General features: G+C 70.7%; 18 protein-coding genes and 1 pseudogene. 8 read left to right on the top strand and 11 right to left on the bottom strand.

The annotated features are described in order from the left end of the window. The first annotated feature begins 5 nt into the window (after positions 1-5). Positions 6-323, top strand: coding sequence for an AzlD domain-containing protein (locus ACGFRG_RS02665; RefSeq protein ID WP_188273595.1), 318 nt, complete (start codon positions 6-8; stop codon positions 321-323). Here ACGFRG_RS02665 and ACGFRG_RS02660 read toward each other — a convergent pair. From ACGFRG_RS02660 to ACGFRG_RS02645, 4 genes are all read right to left on the bottom strand, one after another. After that, positions 295-3,600 carry a BTAD domain-containing putative transcriptional regulator gene (locus ACGFRG_RS02660; protein WP_393260614.1) on the bottom strand — a complete coding sequence of 1,102 codons (3,306 nt, stop codon included), beginning with the start codon at positions 3,598-3,600 and terminating at the stop codon, positions 295-297. The two genes, ACGFRG_RS02665 and ACGFRG_RS02660, sit on opposite strands and share 29 nt — an antisense overlap. 156 nt (positions 3,601-3,756) lie before the next feature. After that, entirely contained in the window at positions 3,757-4,077 is a 321-nt protein-coding gene (locus ACGFRG_RS02655) for a nuclear transport factor 2 family protein (RefSeq protein WP_393260611.1), read from the bottom strand. Between the two features lie 84 nt (positions 4,078-4,161). Then, positions 4,162-4,587 carry a nuclear transport factor 2 family protein gene (locus ACGFRG_RS02650; RefSeq protein ID WP_361417398.1) on the bottom strand — a complete coding sequence of 142 codons (426 nt, stop codon included), beginning with the start codon at positions 4,585-4,587 and terminating at the stop codon, positions 4,162-4,164. Between the two features lie 139 nt (positions 4,588-4,726). Continuing rightward, positions 4,727-5,509, bottom strand: coding sequence for an ArsR family transcriptional regulator (locus ACGFRG_RS02645; protein WP_393260608.1), 783 nt, complete (start codon positions 5,507-5,509; stop codon positions 4,727-4,729). Between the two features lie 488 nt (positions 5,510-5,997). Between ACGFRG_RS02645 and ACGFRG_RS02640 the strand changes: the two genes are divergently transcribed. Continuing rightward, on the top strand, positions 5,998-6,696 hold the full coding sequence (locus ACGFRG_RS02640) for a hypothetical protein (protein WP_393260606.1): 699 nt from the start codon (positions 5,998-6,000) through the stop codon (positions 6,694-6,696). A 198-nt stretch (positions 6,697-6,894) separates the two neighbouring features. Beyond that, the gene (locus tag ACGFRG_RS02635) at positions 6,895-8,379 is read left to right on the top strand and encodes a flavin-containing monooxygenase (RefSeq protein ID WP_393260604.1); all 1,485 of its coding nucleotides are present in this window, start codon (positions 6,895-6,897) and stop codon (positions 8,377-8,379) included. Here ACGFRG_RS02635 and ACGFRG_RS02630 read toward each other — a convergent pair. Beyond that, positions 8,319-9,029, bottom strand: a complete 711-nt coding sequence (locus tag ACGFRG_RS02630; RefSeq protein ID WP_393260602.1) for an SRPBCC family protein — start codon at positions 9,027-9,029, stop codon at positions 8,319-8,321. The two genes, ACGFRG_RS02635 and ACGFRG_RS02630, sit on opposite strands and share 61 nt — an antisense overlap. 159 nt (positions 9,030-9,188) lie before the next feature. Here ACGFRG_RS02630 and ACGFRG_RS02625 point away from each other — a divergent pair, with 159 nt between their 5' ends. Next, on the top strand, positions 9,189-9,860 hold the full coding sequence (locus ACGFRG_RS02625; protein ID WP_393260826.1) for a TetR/AcrR family transcriptional regulator: 672 nt from the start codon (positions 9,189-9,191) through the stop codon (positions 9,858-9,860). 76 nt (positions 9,861-9,936) lie between these two features. Here ACGFRG_RS02625 and ACGFRG_RS02620 read toward each other — a convergent pair whose 3' ends face one another. Continuing rightward, entirely contained in the window at positions 9,937-10,263 is a 327-nt protein-coding gene (locus ACGFRG_RS02620) for a plasmid stabilization protein (RefSeq protein ID WP_393260599.1), read from the bottom strand. A gap of 151 nt (positions 10,264-10,414) precedes the next feature. Between ACGFRG_RS02620 and ACGFRG_RS02615 the strand changes: the two genes are divergently transcribed. Next, a complete protein-coding gene (locus ACGFRG_RS02615; RefSeq protein WP_361417376.1) occupies positions 10,415-10,576 on the top strand; it encodes a hydrophobic protein in 162 nt (53 codons plus the stop codon). An 83-nt stretch (positions 10,577-10,659) separates the two neighbouring features. Here ACGFRG_RS02615 and ACGFRG_RS02610 read toward each other — a convergent pair whose 3' ends face one another. The 3 genes and pseudogenes from ACGFRG_RS02610 to ACGFRG_RS02600 all read right to left on the bottom strand — a co-directional run bounded on the left by ACGFRG_RS02610 (position 10,660) and on the right by ACGFRG_RS02600 (position 11,917). After that, positions 10,660-10,917 carry a DUF5133 domain-containing protein gene (locus tag ACGFRG_RS02610; protein WP_393260596.1) on the bottom strand — a complete coding sequence of 86 codons (258 nt, stop codon included), beginning with the start codon at positions 10,915-10,917 and terminating at the stop codon, positions 10,660-10,662. 117 nt (positions 10,918-11,034) lie between these two features. Beyond that, a complete protein-coding gene (locus tag ACGFRG_RS02605) occupies positions 11,035-11,292 on the bottom strand; it encodes a hypothetical protein (RefSeq protein WP_393260593.1) in 258 nt (85 codons plus the stop codon). A gap of 104 nt (positions 11,293-11,396) precedes the next feature. After that, positions 11,397-11,917: pseudogene (locus ACGFRG_RS02600) on the bottom strand (M15 family metallopeptidase). 107 nt (positions 11,918-12,024) lie between these two features. On the opposite strand from ACGFRG_RS02600, the gene ACGFRG_RS02595 reads away from it, so the two are divergent. Both ACGFRG_RS02595 and ACGFRG_RS02590 read left to right on the top strand, forming a co-directional pair. Further along, entirely contained in the window at positions 12,025-13,260 is a 1,236-nt protein-coding gene (locus ACGFRG_RS02595; RefSeq protein WP_393260591.1) for a helix-turn-helix domain-containing protein, read from the top strand. Positions 13,261-13,365: 105 nt separating this feature from the next. Continuing rightward, positions 13,366-13,758 (top strand): hypothetical protein, encoded by a 393-nt coding sequence (locus ACGFRG_RS02590; protein WP_393260588.1) that lies wholly within the window; start codon positions 13,366-13,368, stop codon positions 13,756-13,758. A 29-nt stretch (positions 13,759-13,787) separates the two neighbouring features. On the opposite strand, the gene ACGFRG_RS02585 is transcribed toward ACGFRG_RS02590, so the two are convergent. After that, positions 13,788-14,429, bottom strand: a complete 642-nt coding sequence (locus ACGFRG_RS02585) for a TetR/AcrR family transcriptional regulator (RefSeq protein WP_393260585.1) — start codon at positions 14,427-14,429, stop codon at positions 13,788-13,790. Next, positions 14,426-14,812, bottom strand: coding sequence for a VOC family protein (locus ACGFRG_RS02580; protein WP_361417363.1), 387 nt, complete (start codon positions 14,810-14,812; stop codon positions 14,426-14,428). The genes ACGFRG_RS02585 and ACGFRG_RS02580 overlap by 4 nt, the downstream gene beginning before the upstream one ends. Before the next feature lie 220 nt (positions 14,813-15,032). Between ACGFRG_RS02580 and ACGFRG_RS02575 the strand changes: the two genes are divergently transcribed. Continuing rightward, on the top strand, positions 15,033-16,169 hold the full coding sequence (locus ACGFRG_RS02575) for an alkene reductase (RefSeq protein WP_393260583.1): 1,137 nt from the start codon (positions 15,033-15,035) through the stop codon (positions 16,167-16,169). Positions 16,170-16,184 lie beyond the last annotated feature (15 nt).

The following is a 16,184-nucleotide window of genomic DNA, read 5'->3' as shown; positions in this document are numbered from 1 at the left end:
GCCCGTTGAGCAGCAACCCATGGATCGTCGTCGGCGCCCTCGTGGTGACCACGTTCCTGATCAAAGGCGCCGGTTCGCTGGTGATGGGCGACCGCGAACTGCCCGGCTGGTTCCCCCGGTTCGTCGAGTATCTGACGCCCGCGCTGCTCGCCGTCCTGGTCGTCACCCAGCTCGTGGGTTCGGCGGGCGCGCACGGGCTGACGTTCGACGCGCGACTCGCCGGGTTCGGCGCGGCCCTGGTGGCCTGGCGGCTCAAGGCGCCCGTGCCGCTCGTCGTGCTTGTGGCGGCGGTGGTCACGGCGGCGGTACGGGCGCTGAGCTGAGGTCGGTGCCGGCGCGCCGCACGGCTTCGGCCACCTCCTCGGCCTCCGCCAGCCCCGGCCGGTGCCCGATGGCCCGATGCAGCCGCAGCGTCCGCTCGACCGCCTGCGCGGCCTTGCTGTGCTGACCGAGCGCCAGGTGAACCCGGGCGAGCTCGGTCTGTGCCTCGCCTATGGCGAGCCGGAGTCCGGTCTGGCGGGCGGTGCTCAGCGCCCGTCGGGTGTACGCCAGGGCCTCGCGCTTGTCGCCGAGCTGCCGGTACACGGCGGCGAGGCCCACGCAGGCCGCCGCCTCGGCCCGGCGGCACCCGGCCAGCTGGGCCGCTGCCAGGGCGCGGCGGTGGTGGTCCAGGGCGCCGGGCAGATCGTCCAGGCGCAGCAGCACCGTACCGATCGTGTTGAGCGCGTCCGGCTCCACCAGACGGCGGCGGGTGCGGTGGGTGACGCTCAGCGCGTCGACGCCGTACTTCAGCGCGAGCCGTGGATCGCCGCTGTCCCGGCACACCACCGCGAGGGCGTTGAGCGCGCCCTCCGCCGCGTAGGTGGACAGGAGCCTGCCGTCGGCGGCGAGGGCCCGGGTGAGCAGGAGCTGCGCTTCGTCGGACGCGCCGAGCGCGTGGTGGACGGCGCCGAGGTTCCACAGGGCCAGCATGACGGTGTGCTGGTCCTGCGACACCTCGGCTCGGGCCAACGCGTCGGTGAAGTGCCGCTGTGCGGCGTCCAGGCGGCCCTGGTCGAGGCGGACCGAACCGAGCACGACCAGCGCCCACGCCTCTCCGGCGGGCTCGCCGCCCTCGCGGTAGAGGGCCAGGGCCCGTTCGGCGTCGCGGGCGGCCTGGCCCAGGGCGCCCTGTTCGCGACGGGAGGCGGCGAGCCCGAGCACCGCACCGGCTCGCTCCACGGGCAGCCCGGCCCGCGCGAACAGCGCGTCGGCCTGGTCGCTGTGCCGCAGCGCCTCGTCGTGCCGGGCCAGCTCCCACAGCACGTAACACAGACTCCAGTGCATCACCGCGCGCGCGTGGTCGTCGTGCTCGGCCTCGGCGGCCCGCAGCCCGACGTGTGCGGCGCGCAGCCAGTCGGTGCGCCGGCCGTGTTCCATCAGATGGCCGTGCATGGCCAGCGCGGAGCGCCAGGCGAAGAAGCGCGGACCGTTGCGCAGCGCGTGCTGCGCGCACGCCAGCAGGGCGGGCCGTTCGTCCTCCAGCCAGACCAGCGCGGCGTGGGCGCCCGGGAAGGTCAGGGGCGCGGTGGGGGAGCCATCCGGTTCGGGCGGTTCGGCCGCGTACCAGGAGTAGAAGGTGCCGTACAGCAGATGGGCGGCCTGTTCGGCGGTGCCCAGGTACCAGGTGAGCAGGCGGGCGACGGCGCGCTCGCGTTCGGCGGCGCCGTCCTCCGCCTCGGCCCGCTCGCGGGCGAACAGGCGCACCAGCGCGTGCAGATGGAAGCGCCCGGGCCGATGAGTCTCAAGAAGACTGCGGGCGACCAGCCGGTCCAGGAGCCGGGCCGTGGCGGGCAGCGCGGCCCCGGCCAGGGCGGCGGCGGCCGGGGCCGAGACCTCGGGGCCGGGGGTGAGGGCGAGCAGCCGCAACAGCTGCTGCTCCGGGGCGGGCAGGGAGCGGTAGGAGAGGGCGAGGGCGCTGCGTACGCCGGTGTGCTGCTCCTGGTCGAGCGCGAGGTCGTCCAGGCGGTCGTCGCCGCGTAGCGCGCGCACGACCTCCGCGACGGACACGTACTGGTCGCCGAGGAGGTGGGCCGCCACGATCCGTACGGCCAGCGGCAGATGGCCGCAGAGCCGGACGGTCTCGGCGGCGGCCTCCGGCTCCTCCCGCACGCGGTCCGCGCCGATCACGCGAGCGAGCAGCGCCAGGGCCTCCTCCTCGCCGAAGACGGCCAGGTTCACCCGGTGCGCGTCGTGGAACGCGGTCAGGCCGCGCAGATCGGTGCGGCTGGTGACGACGACGAAGCAGGTCGGGGAGCCGGGCAGCAGCGGGCGCACCTGTTCGAGCCCGGCCGCGTCGTCCAGCAGGATCAGCATGCGTTTGCCCGCCAGGAGCGAGCGGTACAGGGCGGTCTTCTCGTCGGTGCTCTCCGGAAGATGCCCGGTGTCGACCCCGAGCGCCCGAAGGAGCTGGGCCAGGGACTCATCCGCCGTGGCCGGGGGATCGGGGGCGTGGCCGCGCAGGTTCGCGTACAGCTGGCCGTCGGGGAAACGGTCGGCCACCCGGTGCATCCAGTGCACGGCGAGCGCGGTCTTGCCGACGCCCGCCATGCCGGAGACGGCGGAGATCACCAGCGTCTGCCCGGGCCCCGTGTCGTAGTGGGAGAGCAGAGCGTCGAGCTCCCGCAGATAGGCGGCGCGGCCGGTGAAACTGGCTATGTCGGGCGGGAGCTGGCGCGGAACCGGGCGTGGCGGCGCGGGCGGGGGAGCGGGCTCGGGGGCGCGCGCGGGCTCCGGCCCGAGGGCGAGGGCGGGATCGCCCACGAGCACGCGCTGGTGGAGCTCCTTGAGCTGGTGCCCCGGCTCGATTCCGACCTCGGCGTCCAGGAGCTGATAGAAATCGCGGTACGCGGCGAGAGCGTCCGCCTGGCGTCCCGAGCGGTACAGCGTCAGCATCAGCTGGCAGCGCAGCCGCTCCCGCAGCGGGAACTCGCTGACCAGCATGGTCAGTTCGGCCCCCGACTCCTCGTGGCGGCCAAGCTCGATCAGCGCGTCGAGCCGGTCCTCCCTGGCCACCAGGCGCAGCTCTTCGAGCCGGTCGGCCTCGGCCAGCGCGAAGGTGCGGTCGCTGACCCCTTCGAGCGCGGCCCCGCTCCACAGGGCGAGCGCCTGGTCGAGCAGCCCGACGGCGGCCGCGGCGTCGCCGTCGGCGGCGGCCTTGCGGGCCTGGTCGGTGAGGTGCACGAAGTGCAGCGCGTCGACCTGCTCGTCGGTCACCTGCAAGGTGTAGCTGGTGTTGCTGCGGGCGCCCGCGCTGACCAGCACCTCGAAGCCGGACGTGGCGCGGCGGCCCGGCTCCAGAACACGGCGCAGATGCATCACATGCGTACGCAGGGCACTGATCGCGCCGTCCGGCGCGTCACCCTCCCACAGGAGCTCGGCGAGCCGCGAGGTGCTGACGGGGCGGCCCCGGGCGAGCGCGAGGGCCGCGAGGAGTGCGCGCTGCTGCGGCCCGAGGTCGATATGGCGGCCTTGGACCTCCACGCTCACCGGGCCCAGGAGACAGATGCGCACCGACTCCTTCGGTGCCTGTTCCTCCTCGGGCCCCGAGGTGCGGCTCACACCATTGCCTCGGCTTCCGTGTTCCTTGCTGCCCGTACCCGTACCCGTACCGTGCGCTGTCGTTCCTTACGGTCCTTGCGGTGGGCGTTCCGCGTGCCCCGTTCCGGCGTCGCACGGCCGGGTCCGGCCGGCCCGGCGCTGAGCCCGGGCCGGTGCTCACCCGGGGCCGGTGACGAAGCGCCGGATCGTCCCGTCGGCGACCGAGAACTCCCACACTGTGTCGATGTCCCCCCAGATGTCATTGTGGAAACGGGCGGTCATCGACAAGCCGTCGGAGGACTCCCGCACCACCTCCATATGGGCGTGGGACGAGAAGAGCTCCCTCTCCACCCACGCGTCGAGGTCGCGTTCGGTTCCCACGTCGATCACCGTGGCGTCCTTGGCGAGGACGGCCCACAGGGCTTGCTGGTCCTGGGCGTTGACCGCGTCCACGAAGGCGCGTACGACCGGGTGGGACGGCATGTCACGGGGAGTCATCTCGCGTGCCTCTCCTGATGGAGGTGGTGAGGGGGACGTCTGCTGAGACCCGGGGGACTCGGCGGGCCCGAGGGCCCGGGGGGATCAGCTCTCGGTCATGGCCCGGTGGAGGGCGTGGGTGTCCTCGAAGAGGTGATAGCGCACGATCTGCCCGTCGACGACGGTGACATGGGCGGAGAACGGCGTGACGAGCGGCTTGCCGGTGGCCTTCACCGTGTCCCGCAGATGGCCGATGATCACCCCGTGCTCGCCCTCGACCACGAGGTGCGTGACCGTGAACTCCTCGGGCTTCAGGTGCTTGTGGAGCGTGGTGAAGAACTCCATGACCCCGGCCCGCCCGGTCCGCACGCCCGACCACGGTACGTCCGGGGAGCTCTGGGCGTCCCACACCACCGACTCGGCGCAGAGCCGCACCGCACCTTCCAGATCCCGCTCCGAGAGCCGCGCCAGATAGGCGTCGATCACACCTCGGGTGGACTGCGCGGCTCCGGCGGGGGACTGCGTGGACATCGCACCAACTCCTGGTCTCGTACGGTTCCTTGCCGTTTCTTGCTGTTCCTTGGTCGTCGAGCTCCAGTGTGGTGGGCGTGTGGCGCCGAGCGTAAACGCGGCCGCTTGTTTCGAGCCATGGGCTGTTGGACGGTACGGCTCAGGCGGTCCCCTGCGCGACGAGCTCCAGGCCCAGCGGCGCGCACCAGTGCCACACGGCCTTGCCGTCTCGCTGGGAGACGATCAGACCGGCCTCGCGGAGGGTCTTGGCCTGCATGGACGCGGCGGCCGGGCTGACGGACAGTTCACGGGCGAGATCGGTGGTGGTGTGCTGCCGGACGAGCAGACGCAGGGCGCGGGCTCGGGTTGCGCCGACGAGGGCCGAGAGCGAGTCGTCGGGTGGCGAGGCGTCCTGGAGCGGGAGGGGGGTGACGGCCGGGTAGATGAGCAGCAGTCGTCCGTCGGGCGCGGCCCCCGCCAGCAGGTGGTCGGCCCAGAACAGGGACGGCTGCAGGACGATGCCCTGTCCGCGCAGGGTGGGTTCGAGGTCGCGGGGAAAGCCGGCCTCCAAGGTGGTGCCGCGCCGGCGCATGGACGGCACAAGACCGGTGAGGGCGGCGTGCAGGCCCTGCTGGGCGAGAATGCGTGAGCACCAGGCCGTCTCGGCGTGGAATCCGGCCCGGATACGGGACCACTCCTGGGCGATGACGCTGCTGTGCGCGACGCGGACGGCCCGCTCAAGGATCTGCCAGGCTTCCCGGTCCCGATCGGCGAGCTGACGTATCCAAGGGGTGAGAGGACGGTCTATCGCGCACATGCGGCCCAGCTCCGAGCGGGCTTCTGCGCGCGGCGTGGACATGATCTGGTCCACACCTTCTTCCAGGTCCTCGCTGCCCGGGTCGAGGAACAGCGGTCCCGCGCCCAGCGGGGAGACCAACTGCATTAACGGTGAGGCAAGTTGGGGCAGGGCACGGCTCACGCGCTGCCGCCAGGGACCGAACACGGGGTGTGCGTCGCGCCGCTGCAACATCTCGAACGCCAGCCCCAGTTCCACCAGCGGTGCCGGGCGTTTCGGCGACGGTGACTCTGAGCAGGTCCTCGTGAGTGCAGTGGATGCGCAGCACATCAACCCCCCGGCTGTCCGACGACGAACAGTTCAGCACCCGCTGAAAGGATCGCGCCGAGCGCCCGGCACGTGGAGCCTGTTACGAGCCAAGCGACCCGAGTGAGATCGGGGACGCGCATTCAGGCGCTGATGCGCCAGTACGGGCACTGACACGTTGGCCCTCCGACCCGGGCTCCGCGAGTGGGGTCACCACGATCGCCACGCATCCCCCGTCAGGGTGACCGTGCCCAGCAATCCATCCGATACATGGTCAATACTCGCTATACAGGGCCCGTTCTGTTGATCAACTGAGATGGGCTCGCACCATGCTGAAGGCCGCGCTGCGCGTACTCGCCGCCACCACCCTCGCCGCCACCTCACTGACCATCGCCGCCCCGGCGGACGCGACCGACCATCGCGCCAGTACGACGAAGGCCCAAGCCCCTGACGCCGGCCCGTGCGGACCGGTCGGCCGGTTCCACCCGTCCGACTGGTGGCGGACGACCACCTCCCCGACCATCGCCCCGGCCGTCCGGCACGCCGCGGCGGACGAGAACTGGCAGTGGCGCGACGACGCCAACACGCTGTGGCGGGGCGACACCCGCGAGAACGTGCAGCAGCTCTTCGGCGAGGGGTTCACCCCGCGCGGTGAGACGATGACACCGCTGGCCGAGTACATCGTGAAGGGCGGCGGCCAGAACACGGCGCATGTCAGCACCAGTTGCGAGAAGTGGGTGGCGGAGAAGTTCGCCACGTACGGCGCGGCGAAGACGGGATGGGTCTACGAGATCGAGGCCCCCGGCGGGATCGACGTGAACGCCACGGCCCACCTCAACGGTTACGAGTCCCCGTACCTCTGGAACAAGGAAATCGACTTCCCCGGTGGAATCAAGGGAAGTTACATCAAGCGGGCGTGCAAGGTCCGGCTGGTGAAGACCGACCCGGAGACGAAGGTCAACAGCTACGACAACCTGGGCTGCCAGACCAACCGCCACTTCGAGCACCCGCTGGTGGCCGCACACTGATACGTACGGCGACGACGGGTCCTTCTCGGGAGTCGGGGAAGGGCCCGCCGTCGTCGCGGCCGGGCGTGTCCCACAGATGCCAGGCGTGAGCCGGGGGAGCGCTCGACCGGTCGTGCGCCCCACAGGCCCGGCGCTTCGCTCCGTTCGCGCCGGTTCGCGCTCTGATTGGGTTCCTCCGCTTGTGTGCATGGTGGTGCGGTGGATCGGGATGTGCGGGACGTCGAGGTGATTGTGGTCGGGGCGGGGTTCTCCGGGATCGGGGCCGCGATACGGCTGCGGCAGGAAGGTGTCCGGGAGCTTCTGGTCCTTGAGAAGTCCGGTGAGATCGGCGGGACTTGGCGGGACAACACCTACCCGGGCTGTGCCTGCGACGTGCCGTCCGTGCTCTACTGCTACTCGTTCGCCGAGAGTCCCGGATGGAGCAGAGCCTTCGCCGGGCAGCGCGAGATCCACTCCTACCTCCGGGCGACCGCCGACCGGTACGGGGTCACGGACGTCCTGCGGTGCGGCGTCGACGTACAGCGGGCGGTGTGGGATCAGGACGCCGGGCGGTGGCGGCTGAAGACCTCGGACGGCGAGTACACCGCGCGGGCGCTGGTGCTGGCCACCGGCCCCTGGCACCGGCCGCGGTGGCCGGATGTCCCGGGGCTCGACACCTTCCCCGGGCCGGTGTTCCACACCGCGCGATGGGACCACTCCGTGGACCTCACCGGTCGGCGCGTGGCCGTGGTGGGCAGCGGTGCGTCCGCCGTGCAGGTCGTCCCGGCCATCGAGGAGCGCGCGGCGGCCGTACACGTATTCCAGCGCACGGCGCAATGGCTGCTGCCCAAGCCCGACTTCGCCGTGCCGAGCGCTCTGCGGCGGGGTCTCGCGCTGCGCGCCGTGCGGGCGGGGCAGTACGGGGTGCAGGAGGCGATCGGCTACGCCTTCCGGCATCCCCAGCTCGCGCGACTGCTGCAAGTGGGCGGTCGGATGCATCTGCGATTCGCTGTCCGCGACCGGAAATTGCGGAAGGCCCTCACCCCGGACCACACGCTCGGGTGCAAACGACTGCTGTCGTCGAGCACGTACTACCCGGCGCTCGCCAAGCCCCATGTCCACCTGCATCCCACCGAGGTATCGGCGGTACGGGACAGCCAACTCATCGGCGCCGACGGCACCTTGGCGGAGGTGGACGCCGTCGTCGTGGCCACGGGATTCCACATCGGCGAGCTGCCACTGGCCCGGAGCGTGCACGGCGGCGACGGGCGTACGCTCCACGACGCGTGGCGGAACGGCCGCGAGGCCTACCTCGGCACCACCGTCAGCGGTTTCCCGAACCTCTTCCTCCTCCTCGGCCCCAACCTCCTCACCGGGGCGTCGTCCGCCATCACCGTGCTCGAAGCGCAGCTCACCTATCTGTGCGCCGCGATCCACTATCTGTCGGGCGTCCCGTCCATGGACGTCACACCGGTCGCCCAGGCGCGGTACAACGCCGAGGTGCAGCAGGCGCTGCGGACGACCGTCTACAACACGGGCGGCTGCACCAGCTACTACTTCGGCCCCGACGGGCGGAACACCTTCTGCTGGCCCTGGTCCACCGGCCGACTCGTGCGCCGCCTGGGCCACTTCGACCCGACGGTCTACACCTCGGCGGCCGTCTTGAGGTCGGCGAGCCAGGCGTCGAGACCCGGTGCGAGGTAGCTGAGGGACGTGGCCGGGTCGGCCTCGATCTGTTTGCCGGTCCAGCTCTCCTCGGTACGGACGAGGACGCGGCCCTTGACCTTGATGAAGTTCCAGACGTGGATGCCCTCGTCGATGCGCAGCCCGTCGCCGACGGCGGGCCCGCTCCAGCGGATGCACTGGTTGTGCCGGACCTGCTGGACGGAGGAGGTGATCACGAGGGTGGTGGCGGGAGTCGTGGGTGTGGCGGGCGCCGGGGTGGTCCACCGGAACCGTGAACCCGCGCGCAGCGGTCCCGGGTCCAGCCTCTTCATGGAGGTGACGGACGCCTGCCAGGAGGGCCAGCCTTCGACGTCGGTGTGCAGCTTCCAGATGGTGTTCAGCGGCGCCTTGACGAAGGTCTCGGTGCGGTAGTGGATCTTGGCTTTGGGGTCGATGCCCTCGCCCTGGCAGGTCACCGCACCGGGAGGCGTGACGTTTCGGGTGGCGGTGGTGGCGTGGGCCGGTGCGGTGGCGGCGCCGAGGAGCGTGGCAGCGGCCAGTGAGAGCGTGAGCAGGATGGCGCGCGGCCGGGCTCGGCGCCGGGAAGGCCGGGGGGAGCCGGTGAGGGGCTGTGAGCCCGGCAGTTTCGGAGAGTTCGGCGAGGCGGACGGGCGGCGGGTGTCGGTCATGGGTCTTCTCCTCGGTCCTCGGCTGCCACGGAAGCTGCGTGTTAGTAGCTCTCCTTCTAGTTAGAAGCTATAACGCTTCCGCTGTGAGCGTCAATAGAAAAGGTGAGACCCTCTAGCTATGCTTCGGTGGTGTCACACGGGCCGGAGAAGGGGCAGCTGATGACGGACCCAGGTGGGCAGAGCCCGCGGGAGCGCTACCGGGCTCAGGTCCGCGCGGAGATCAAGCAGCACGCGTGGGGGCAGATCGCCACGGCTGGAGTGCCCGCGCTGTCGCTCAACGCGATCGCCAAGCAGATGGGTATGAGCGGCCCCGCCCTGTACCGGTACTTCGCCAGTCGCGACGAGTTGATCACCGAGCTCATCCGTGACGCCTACCGCAGCCTCGCCGACACCGTCCGGACAGCATTCGACTCCGGCGCAGACCTGTACGCGCTGGCCGGAGTCATCCGGGAATGGGCCCGCAGCGACCCGCACCGGTACTTCCTCATCTACGGCACGCCCGTCCCCGGCTATCACGCGCCGGACGACATCACCGCGATCTCGTCCGAGGTCATGGCGGTGCTGTTGGAAGCCTGCGGTGCGCTGTCGCCTGACAGCTCAGTGGACAGCTCAGTGGACAGCCCGGTGACGCCCTTCGACGCCCACGTGGAAAACCACCGTGAATGGGCCGACGGCCATCCGGCAACGGCCGCGACGTTGCACAGCGCCCTGTCCTTCTGGACCCGCCTGCACGGCGTACTTTCGCTCGAACTCGCCGGCCACTTCACGGGAATGGCATTCGACCCCGAACTGCTGATGACCGAGGAACTGAAGAATCTGCCGTCGAGCTGACGGGGTCTTCGGCCACGGCGGGGCGGGGTGGGCCGAAGGGGTGCGGGGCACCGCCGAGGGAAGGTCGACCCCGGCGTTACTTTCCGCCGAGCGCCCGCTTGAGCTGGGCCTTGTCCATGGTGGAGCGGCCGTGGATGTTGCGGCGCTGGGCCTCGGCGTAGAGCTGGTCGTAGGTCGGGCCCTGCGAACCGCTGTGGGAGCGCTGTCCGCCGCGCTTGGACGACGACATGTCCTGGGTGGAGCTCTTGCTGGCGGTCTTCGACTCACCGGCCCGGGCCCGCTCCTTGTTCACGGTCCTGGCGGCGATCTCCTTGGCACGCTTGGTGCTCTCGCCCCGCTGTTCAGCGCTTTCCTTGATGTGCTCGTACTGACGCTCTCGCTTGGGACTGGATCCAGTAGGCATTGCGACTCCGTGCTCGTATCTGGGTGGTGGGCGCTGGAACGGAGGTCACATCCGTCGCCGAGCCCGCGAATTGGATACGCTTGGTTAAGCCCCTCGTCGAATGAATGGGGAGGTCGAACGAGGGCACGTGAAGTGCTGGAGGCTGATTTTCATGGTCGCATTGCTCCTCGTTCTGCTGCTGGCCCTGATCCTTTTCGGTGTCGGCTTCGCAGTCAAAGTTCTCTGGTGGGTCGCCCTCGTCGTTCTCGTTGTGTGGCTCATCGGCTTTGTCGCCCGGCCGAGGGGTGGAGGCGGTCGCTGGTATCGCTGGTAAGGGAATTCGAGCGATCCATTGCCATCGAGGCGCTTCCGTAGGGGCCGGATACACCTGGCGCGAAAGAGTGTTCGCGCCAGGTGCTACTCGCTGCCCAGGCCGAGAGGCTGTGCCCCCGGCCCGGTCTGCACGGTGTGATGGCCGGGCTCGCGCAGATAGCGCTCGGCGGCCGCGGCCGCCTCGCGCGCGGTTCGCTCTCCCATCAGCACGCACAGGGTGTACGCGGTGTCCTCGAAGCGTCCGCGCAGGTTCGGCTCGTGCGGGTTCGCCAGTACGGAGCGCTCCTGCGCGCGGTAGTGGAAGAGCAGCCGGGCGAGGATGATCTTGTCGGGCAGCAGCATCGTGACCTCCTTGCCGTGGGCCGAGCGCACCCATCATGCACACCCCCGGCCACATTCGCGATCCGTGCGGTTGCTGGGAGTGATCGGCCCGGACTGTGCGGCGTGCCGAGGGCTGGTTCACGCCACATGCCGGGACGTCTGACGGTGCCGGGCGGCAGAGCTGCCGTTCCGACGCCGGACGCCCCATGCGGGCGGGGCGTCGGCCCGGTGTTCGCGTACGGCGTGCAGGTGGCGCCCGGGTGGCGGGGTCTGCGTGGACTCCCGGGGACCGTCCTGTCCGGCCTCGAAGGCGCCGAGCATACGTTCTTCGTAACGAGCCAGGCCGAGCACGACGCTCAGCATCAAGGGCGGGAAGAGGACAGCCACGATGACCACGACGACTCCTCGAAGGTGGACGCGTCTGTCCTTTCGCGTAGCCCACTGCACGCATCGGAAACCCGGCAATCCTCGGAGGGCGCCGGTGACGTGGCCGGGGCGGTTCAGGGACGAGACCGCTCGGCGGGGCCGTAAAGGGCAGCGGCTTCTCCGGCGATCAGAGCCCAGTACCGGTCCCCGTAGGACCAATGCCACCATTCCGTGGGGTAGTTGACCAGCCCCGCAGCCGTGAGCACACCACCCAACAGCTCCCTGTTGGTCCGGGCCCGCTTGCTGATGTTGGTGGCGCAGGTGTAGCAGGCGCCGTTGCTTTCCTCCGGGTCCGCGTTCATCCGTGTGCCCAGGTCCAGTTCGCGCCCATCGGCGTCGGCCAGCGTGAGGTCGACGGCCGCGCCGGCGCTGTGCGGGGCGATGCCGGGCGGCGACACGTAGCGGCTCGCGGCCGAGTGGACCCGGTCGGCGGGCCAATCGGGATGATCGGCCCGCAATCGGCCCGCGTACTCCTCGAAGTGCGCAAGTCGACCAGCAGCGAACGGGATCCGCGCACGTCCACGAGGCTTTCGCCGCACTCCGCGACGGGTACGGCGGCGACCTTCGGATCCGACATCAACACGATCTCAGTCATGCAGCGATCGTCGCGCACGGCCACCAGCAGGCGAGCCCAGGTGGCCACACCGCTCACGTCAAGGGGAGTAGCGTTCTCAACGTCCAGGTTCAGAACGGAGCTTCGGTATGCCCGATCCGAGTGACGCCACGGCAGAGAGCACCGCCGCTTTCCCGGAGCGCGTACGCCGCGCGCGGGAGCGCAGGGGAATGACCCGTGCTGCGGCCGCCGCACGGGTGGGCCGCTCCTACGAATGGTGGAAGGCGATCGAGACCGGTCGCCTGCGCATGCCGCGATTGCCCATGCTCATCCGGATGGCTGACATCCTTGATGTCTCGTCGCTCGCCGACCTCACCGGCGACGACCGCGTCACCGCATCCTCGTACGGCAATGTCGCGCACCCCTCGCTCCAGCGGGTGAAGGACGCGCTCACCTCTTATGCGCTCGGCGTGCGCGACGAGGAGCCGGAGACGCCCGAGGTGCTGACCGCTCGCGTGCGCCAGGCCTGGCAGCTCTGGCACGGCATCGGAGACCACCGTACGCATGTGGCGGACGTGCTGCCCGCGCTCCTCGGCGACCTCCAGCACGCGGCACGAGCCTGGGACGGCGTCCCCCGACGGCGCGTACTTGTCGAACTGGCACAGGCGTACCACCTCACGCAGCTGTACCTCAGCTTCCAGCCTGCCCCGGAGCTGGTGATGCTCACCGGCGACCGGGCCATGGCCGCCGCACAGGACGCCGACAGCCCGCACGCCATCGCGGCTGCTGCCTGGTACATGAACCATGTGTACCGCGATGCGGGGGAAGCCCACGAAGCGCGCGTCGAACTCGCCATGCTCGCGGCGGAAATGCTCGACAAGGACCGCGGCGAAGAAGACACGGCCCGCTGGGGTCTGTTGCACCTCGCTGCCGCCCTGTCGTACGCCAAGGTCGGGGAGGCCGGCAGCGCTGACCACCACTGGGACCGGGCCGACCATGCGGCGACCAAGCTTGGGACACCGTATGCCCACCCCTGGCTCATCTTCGGGCGGGGCATGGTCGACGCGTACCGGCTGACCATCGACAACGACTTGCCCCGCAGTGGTGCGGCGGTGCGCGCGGCGGCCGGGCTGAACCTGGAGGCGATGCCGTCTGCCACCCGGCGCGGGTTCCACTCGATCGAGCAGGCCCGCGCGTACTCCCTGGCGGGTGAGGACATCGCGACGGTGCACTTCCTCGCCGAGGCCAACAAACTCAGCCCCGAGACAGCGCGCTTCAACATCTTCGCCCGGAGCACGGTGGCTGACCTCGTGGAGTCGGGCGCGGCGGCGATCCGGCCGAGCGCGCGTGCGCTGGCTCGGGAATGGGGCGTCCGGGCCGCGTAGGTACACATCGTGCCCATGATTGAGGGGGCATGGTTCGTACCCAAGACGTGAGCCACGTGCTTCTACGGTCGGTGGTGATCCGACACCGACCCGAGGAGCCTCCCCATGTACGCCATCGGCATCGGAACCGGCTGGCCCGAAACCGCCCCCGCCACCCGCGTCGCCCTCTACGCCTGCATCGCCGACGGCCGCGACCCCGACGACGTCATGGGGGAACTGCGGGCCCACGCCAGGGCGAAGGGCTGGAGCGTTATGGCCGCCCTGTACGACCTCGGCCCGCTGGACCGGCCCAAGGGCGAACGTTCCGCTCTGACGCGGGTCACCAGACTGCTGGAGGACGGGAAGGCCGACGGGCTCGTCACCCTCGACGAGGGGCATCTCGCCGGTACGCCGCTCGCCCGCGCCAAGCTCCGCGGCTGGCTCGACGGCCTCGGCGACGCGGTGTTCGTCGAGGCGGTGGCGGGAAGACGAGCCGACACTCCCGTACGAGCGGAGTGATTGCCGACGGGCTCGCCCGCGCGCGTCGATCAAGCGTGGCCGGACGAGTGTTGGCGCAGGTGGGCCGGGGTCCGGCTGACGCGGAGCAAGTGGTCGAAGTCGACCGCCGCGCCGCGCAGCAGGAGGTCCACGACATCGGCCGCCGACGGCCGCGTCGCCGTCGTCTCGCCGAGGAGCGCCCGTTGGTAGACGGAGGCGGCGAGGAGGTCGACGAGGACGTCGGGGTTGACGTCGGGGCGCAGATCACCCCGGCCGACGGCCCGTTCGACGGCGGTGGTGGCGGCCTGTCGGCTGGGCAGTACGAGTACGTCGGTCAGCCGCAGGTGCAGCTCCGGGTCGCGGGCGCAGTCGGCGACCAGCGGCGCCAGGACCCCGCGCGGCAGCCGCTCGTGCAGCGCCTCGTCCAGCAGTCGCACGCTCTGCATCAGGTCGCAGCGCGTGCAGTTGTTGTCCGGCACGGGCGGTACGGCCAGTATCGAGGCGAGCGCGTCGATGAGCAGGTCCTGGCGGCGGGGCCAGCGGCGGCGGATGGCCGCCTTGGTGGTGCCCGCCTGCGCCGCGACCGCTTCCATCGCGAAGCCCGAGTAGCCGTGGGTCCGCAGAATGTCCAGGGTGGCGGTCAGAACGGCGGCGTCGATCGCCGGGTCGCGCGGCCGGCCCGCCGCGCTCACTCGGCGTCCTGCGGGTACCAGCGCAGCTCGACGGTGTTGCCCTCCGGGTCCTGGACGTAGACGGAGATGGCGGAGCCACGTGCGCCGAAGCGCGGAACGGGACCGTCGAGGACGGTGAACACGCCGGAGTCGATGACCTCCTGCCAGTCCAGCGGGTCGACGACGAGGCAGATGTGGTCGACGTTGGACTCGCCGCGCGGCCGGTCGAACAGGTCGATGATCGTGTTGGCGTTGATCCGGACGGAGGGGAAGGGGACCTTCCCGGCCCGCCACTCCTCGACCCGGACCGGCTCCAGACCGAGCGGCCCGGTGTAGAAGTCCAGGGCGCGCTCCACGTCCTGGACGTTGAGGACGAGGTGGTCGAAGTCCTTGACACGCAGCATGGGGCAGAGCCTTTCAGTTCCGTGAAGCCGGGCGGTGGTGCGGTCCGAGTGGCGTTCGGAATTTCGTTTCGAACCGGATCGGATCGGATCGTAACAGGAGAGTGGGGTCTCGGGGAAGAGGCGCAAGGGGAGGTGGCGAGGGTGTGCGCGTGGGGCGGGGTGCCGGTCCCCGCTCGCCGCACTTGAATCTGACACCGGTGTCAACTTCTACGGTACGGGCATGACGAACACGACGCCGAACCCCGAACTCCTCACCCCCACCGACCTCGGCCCGCTGCACCTGCCGAACCGACTGGTCATGGCCCCGCTCACCCGGAACCGGGCCGACGCCGACGGCGTCCCGGGGCCCTTGATGGCCACGTACTACGCCCAGCGGGCCTCGGCAGGGCTGATCATCGCGGAGGGCACCACGCCGAACGCTGTGGGGCAGACCTACCCCAACATCCCCGGCATCCACAGCGCGGCGCACATCGCGGGATGGCGGCGGGTCACCGACGCGGTGCGTGCGGCGGGAGGGCGGATGTTCCTCCAGCTCCAGCACGGCGGCCGGGTGGGGCACCCGGACAACAGCGGACTCATGCCACTGGCTCCCTCGCCCGTCGCGCTCCCGGAGACGATCCACACGCCCACCGGACGTCAACCCTCCGTCGTGCCGCTCGCCATGACCGTCGACGACATCCGCACCACCGTGGCCGACTTCGCCCAGGCGGCCCGCAACGCCGTCGAGGCGGGCTTCGCCGGAGTCGAGGTGCACGCCGCCAACGGTCAGCTGCTGCACCAGTTCCTGGCGCGCAACACCAACCTCCGCGGCGACGCCTACGGCGGCTCGGTCGCGGGCCGCGTGCGCTTCGTGGTCGAGGTGACAAGGGCCGTGGCCGACGCGATCGGCTCCGAGAGGACGGGCCTGCGCATCTCCCCGGCGAACACCGTCAACGGCATCGAGGAGGGCGACACCGAACGCCTCTACCCCGCGCTCCTCGGGGAGCTCGCGGACCTCGAACTCGCCTATCTGCACCTGGAGTTCGCCGATCCCGACAGTGTGCTCTTCGCCGACATCCGCGACCGCTGGCCCGGCACGCTGATGGCCAACCCCAACCTGGGCTGGCCCGCCGCGATGCCCGCCGACGGCGGCCGGGGCGCGGGAGAACGCCTGCTGGCCGCGGGCGCGGACCTGATCTCGCTCGGCCGCGCCTTCCTCGCCAACCCCGACCTCGTGGAACGCCTTGAGGCGGGCGCACCCCTCAATCAGGTACGGGACAAGTACACGATGTACGTGGGCGGCCCGACCGGCTACACCGACTATCCCACGCTGGCCGCGACCGACGGAGGGCTGCTCGCGGCGCAACGAGCGGCGTGAGACCGTCTGTCACCC

It is taken from the genome of Streptomyces sp. NPDC048696, from assembly GCF_043198895.1.
GTDB lineage: Bacteria > Actinomycetota > Actinomycetes > Streptomycetales > Streptomycetaceae > Streptomyces.
The sequence above is the reverse complement of the archived record's forward strand: the minus strand, read 5'-3'. Positions and strand labels throughout refer to the sequence as shown.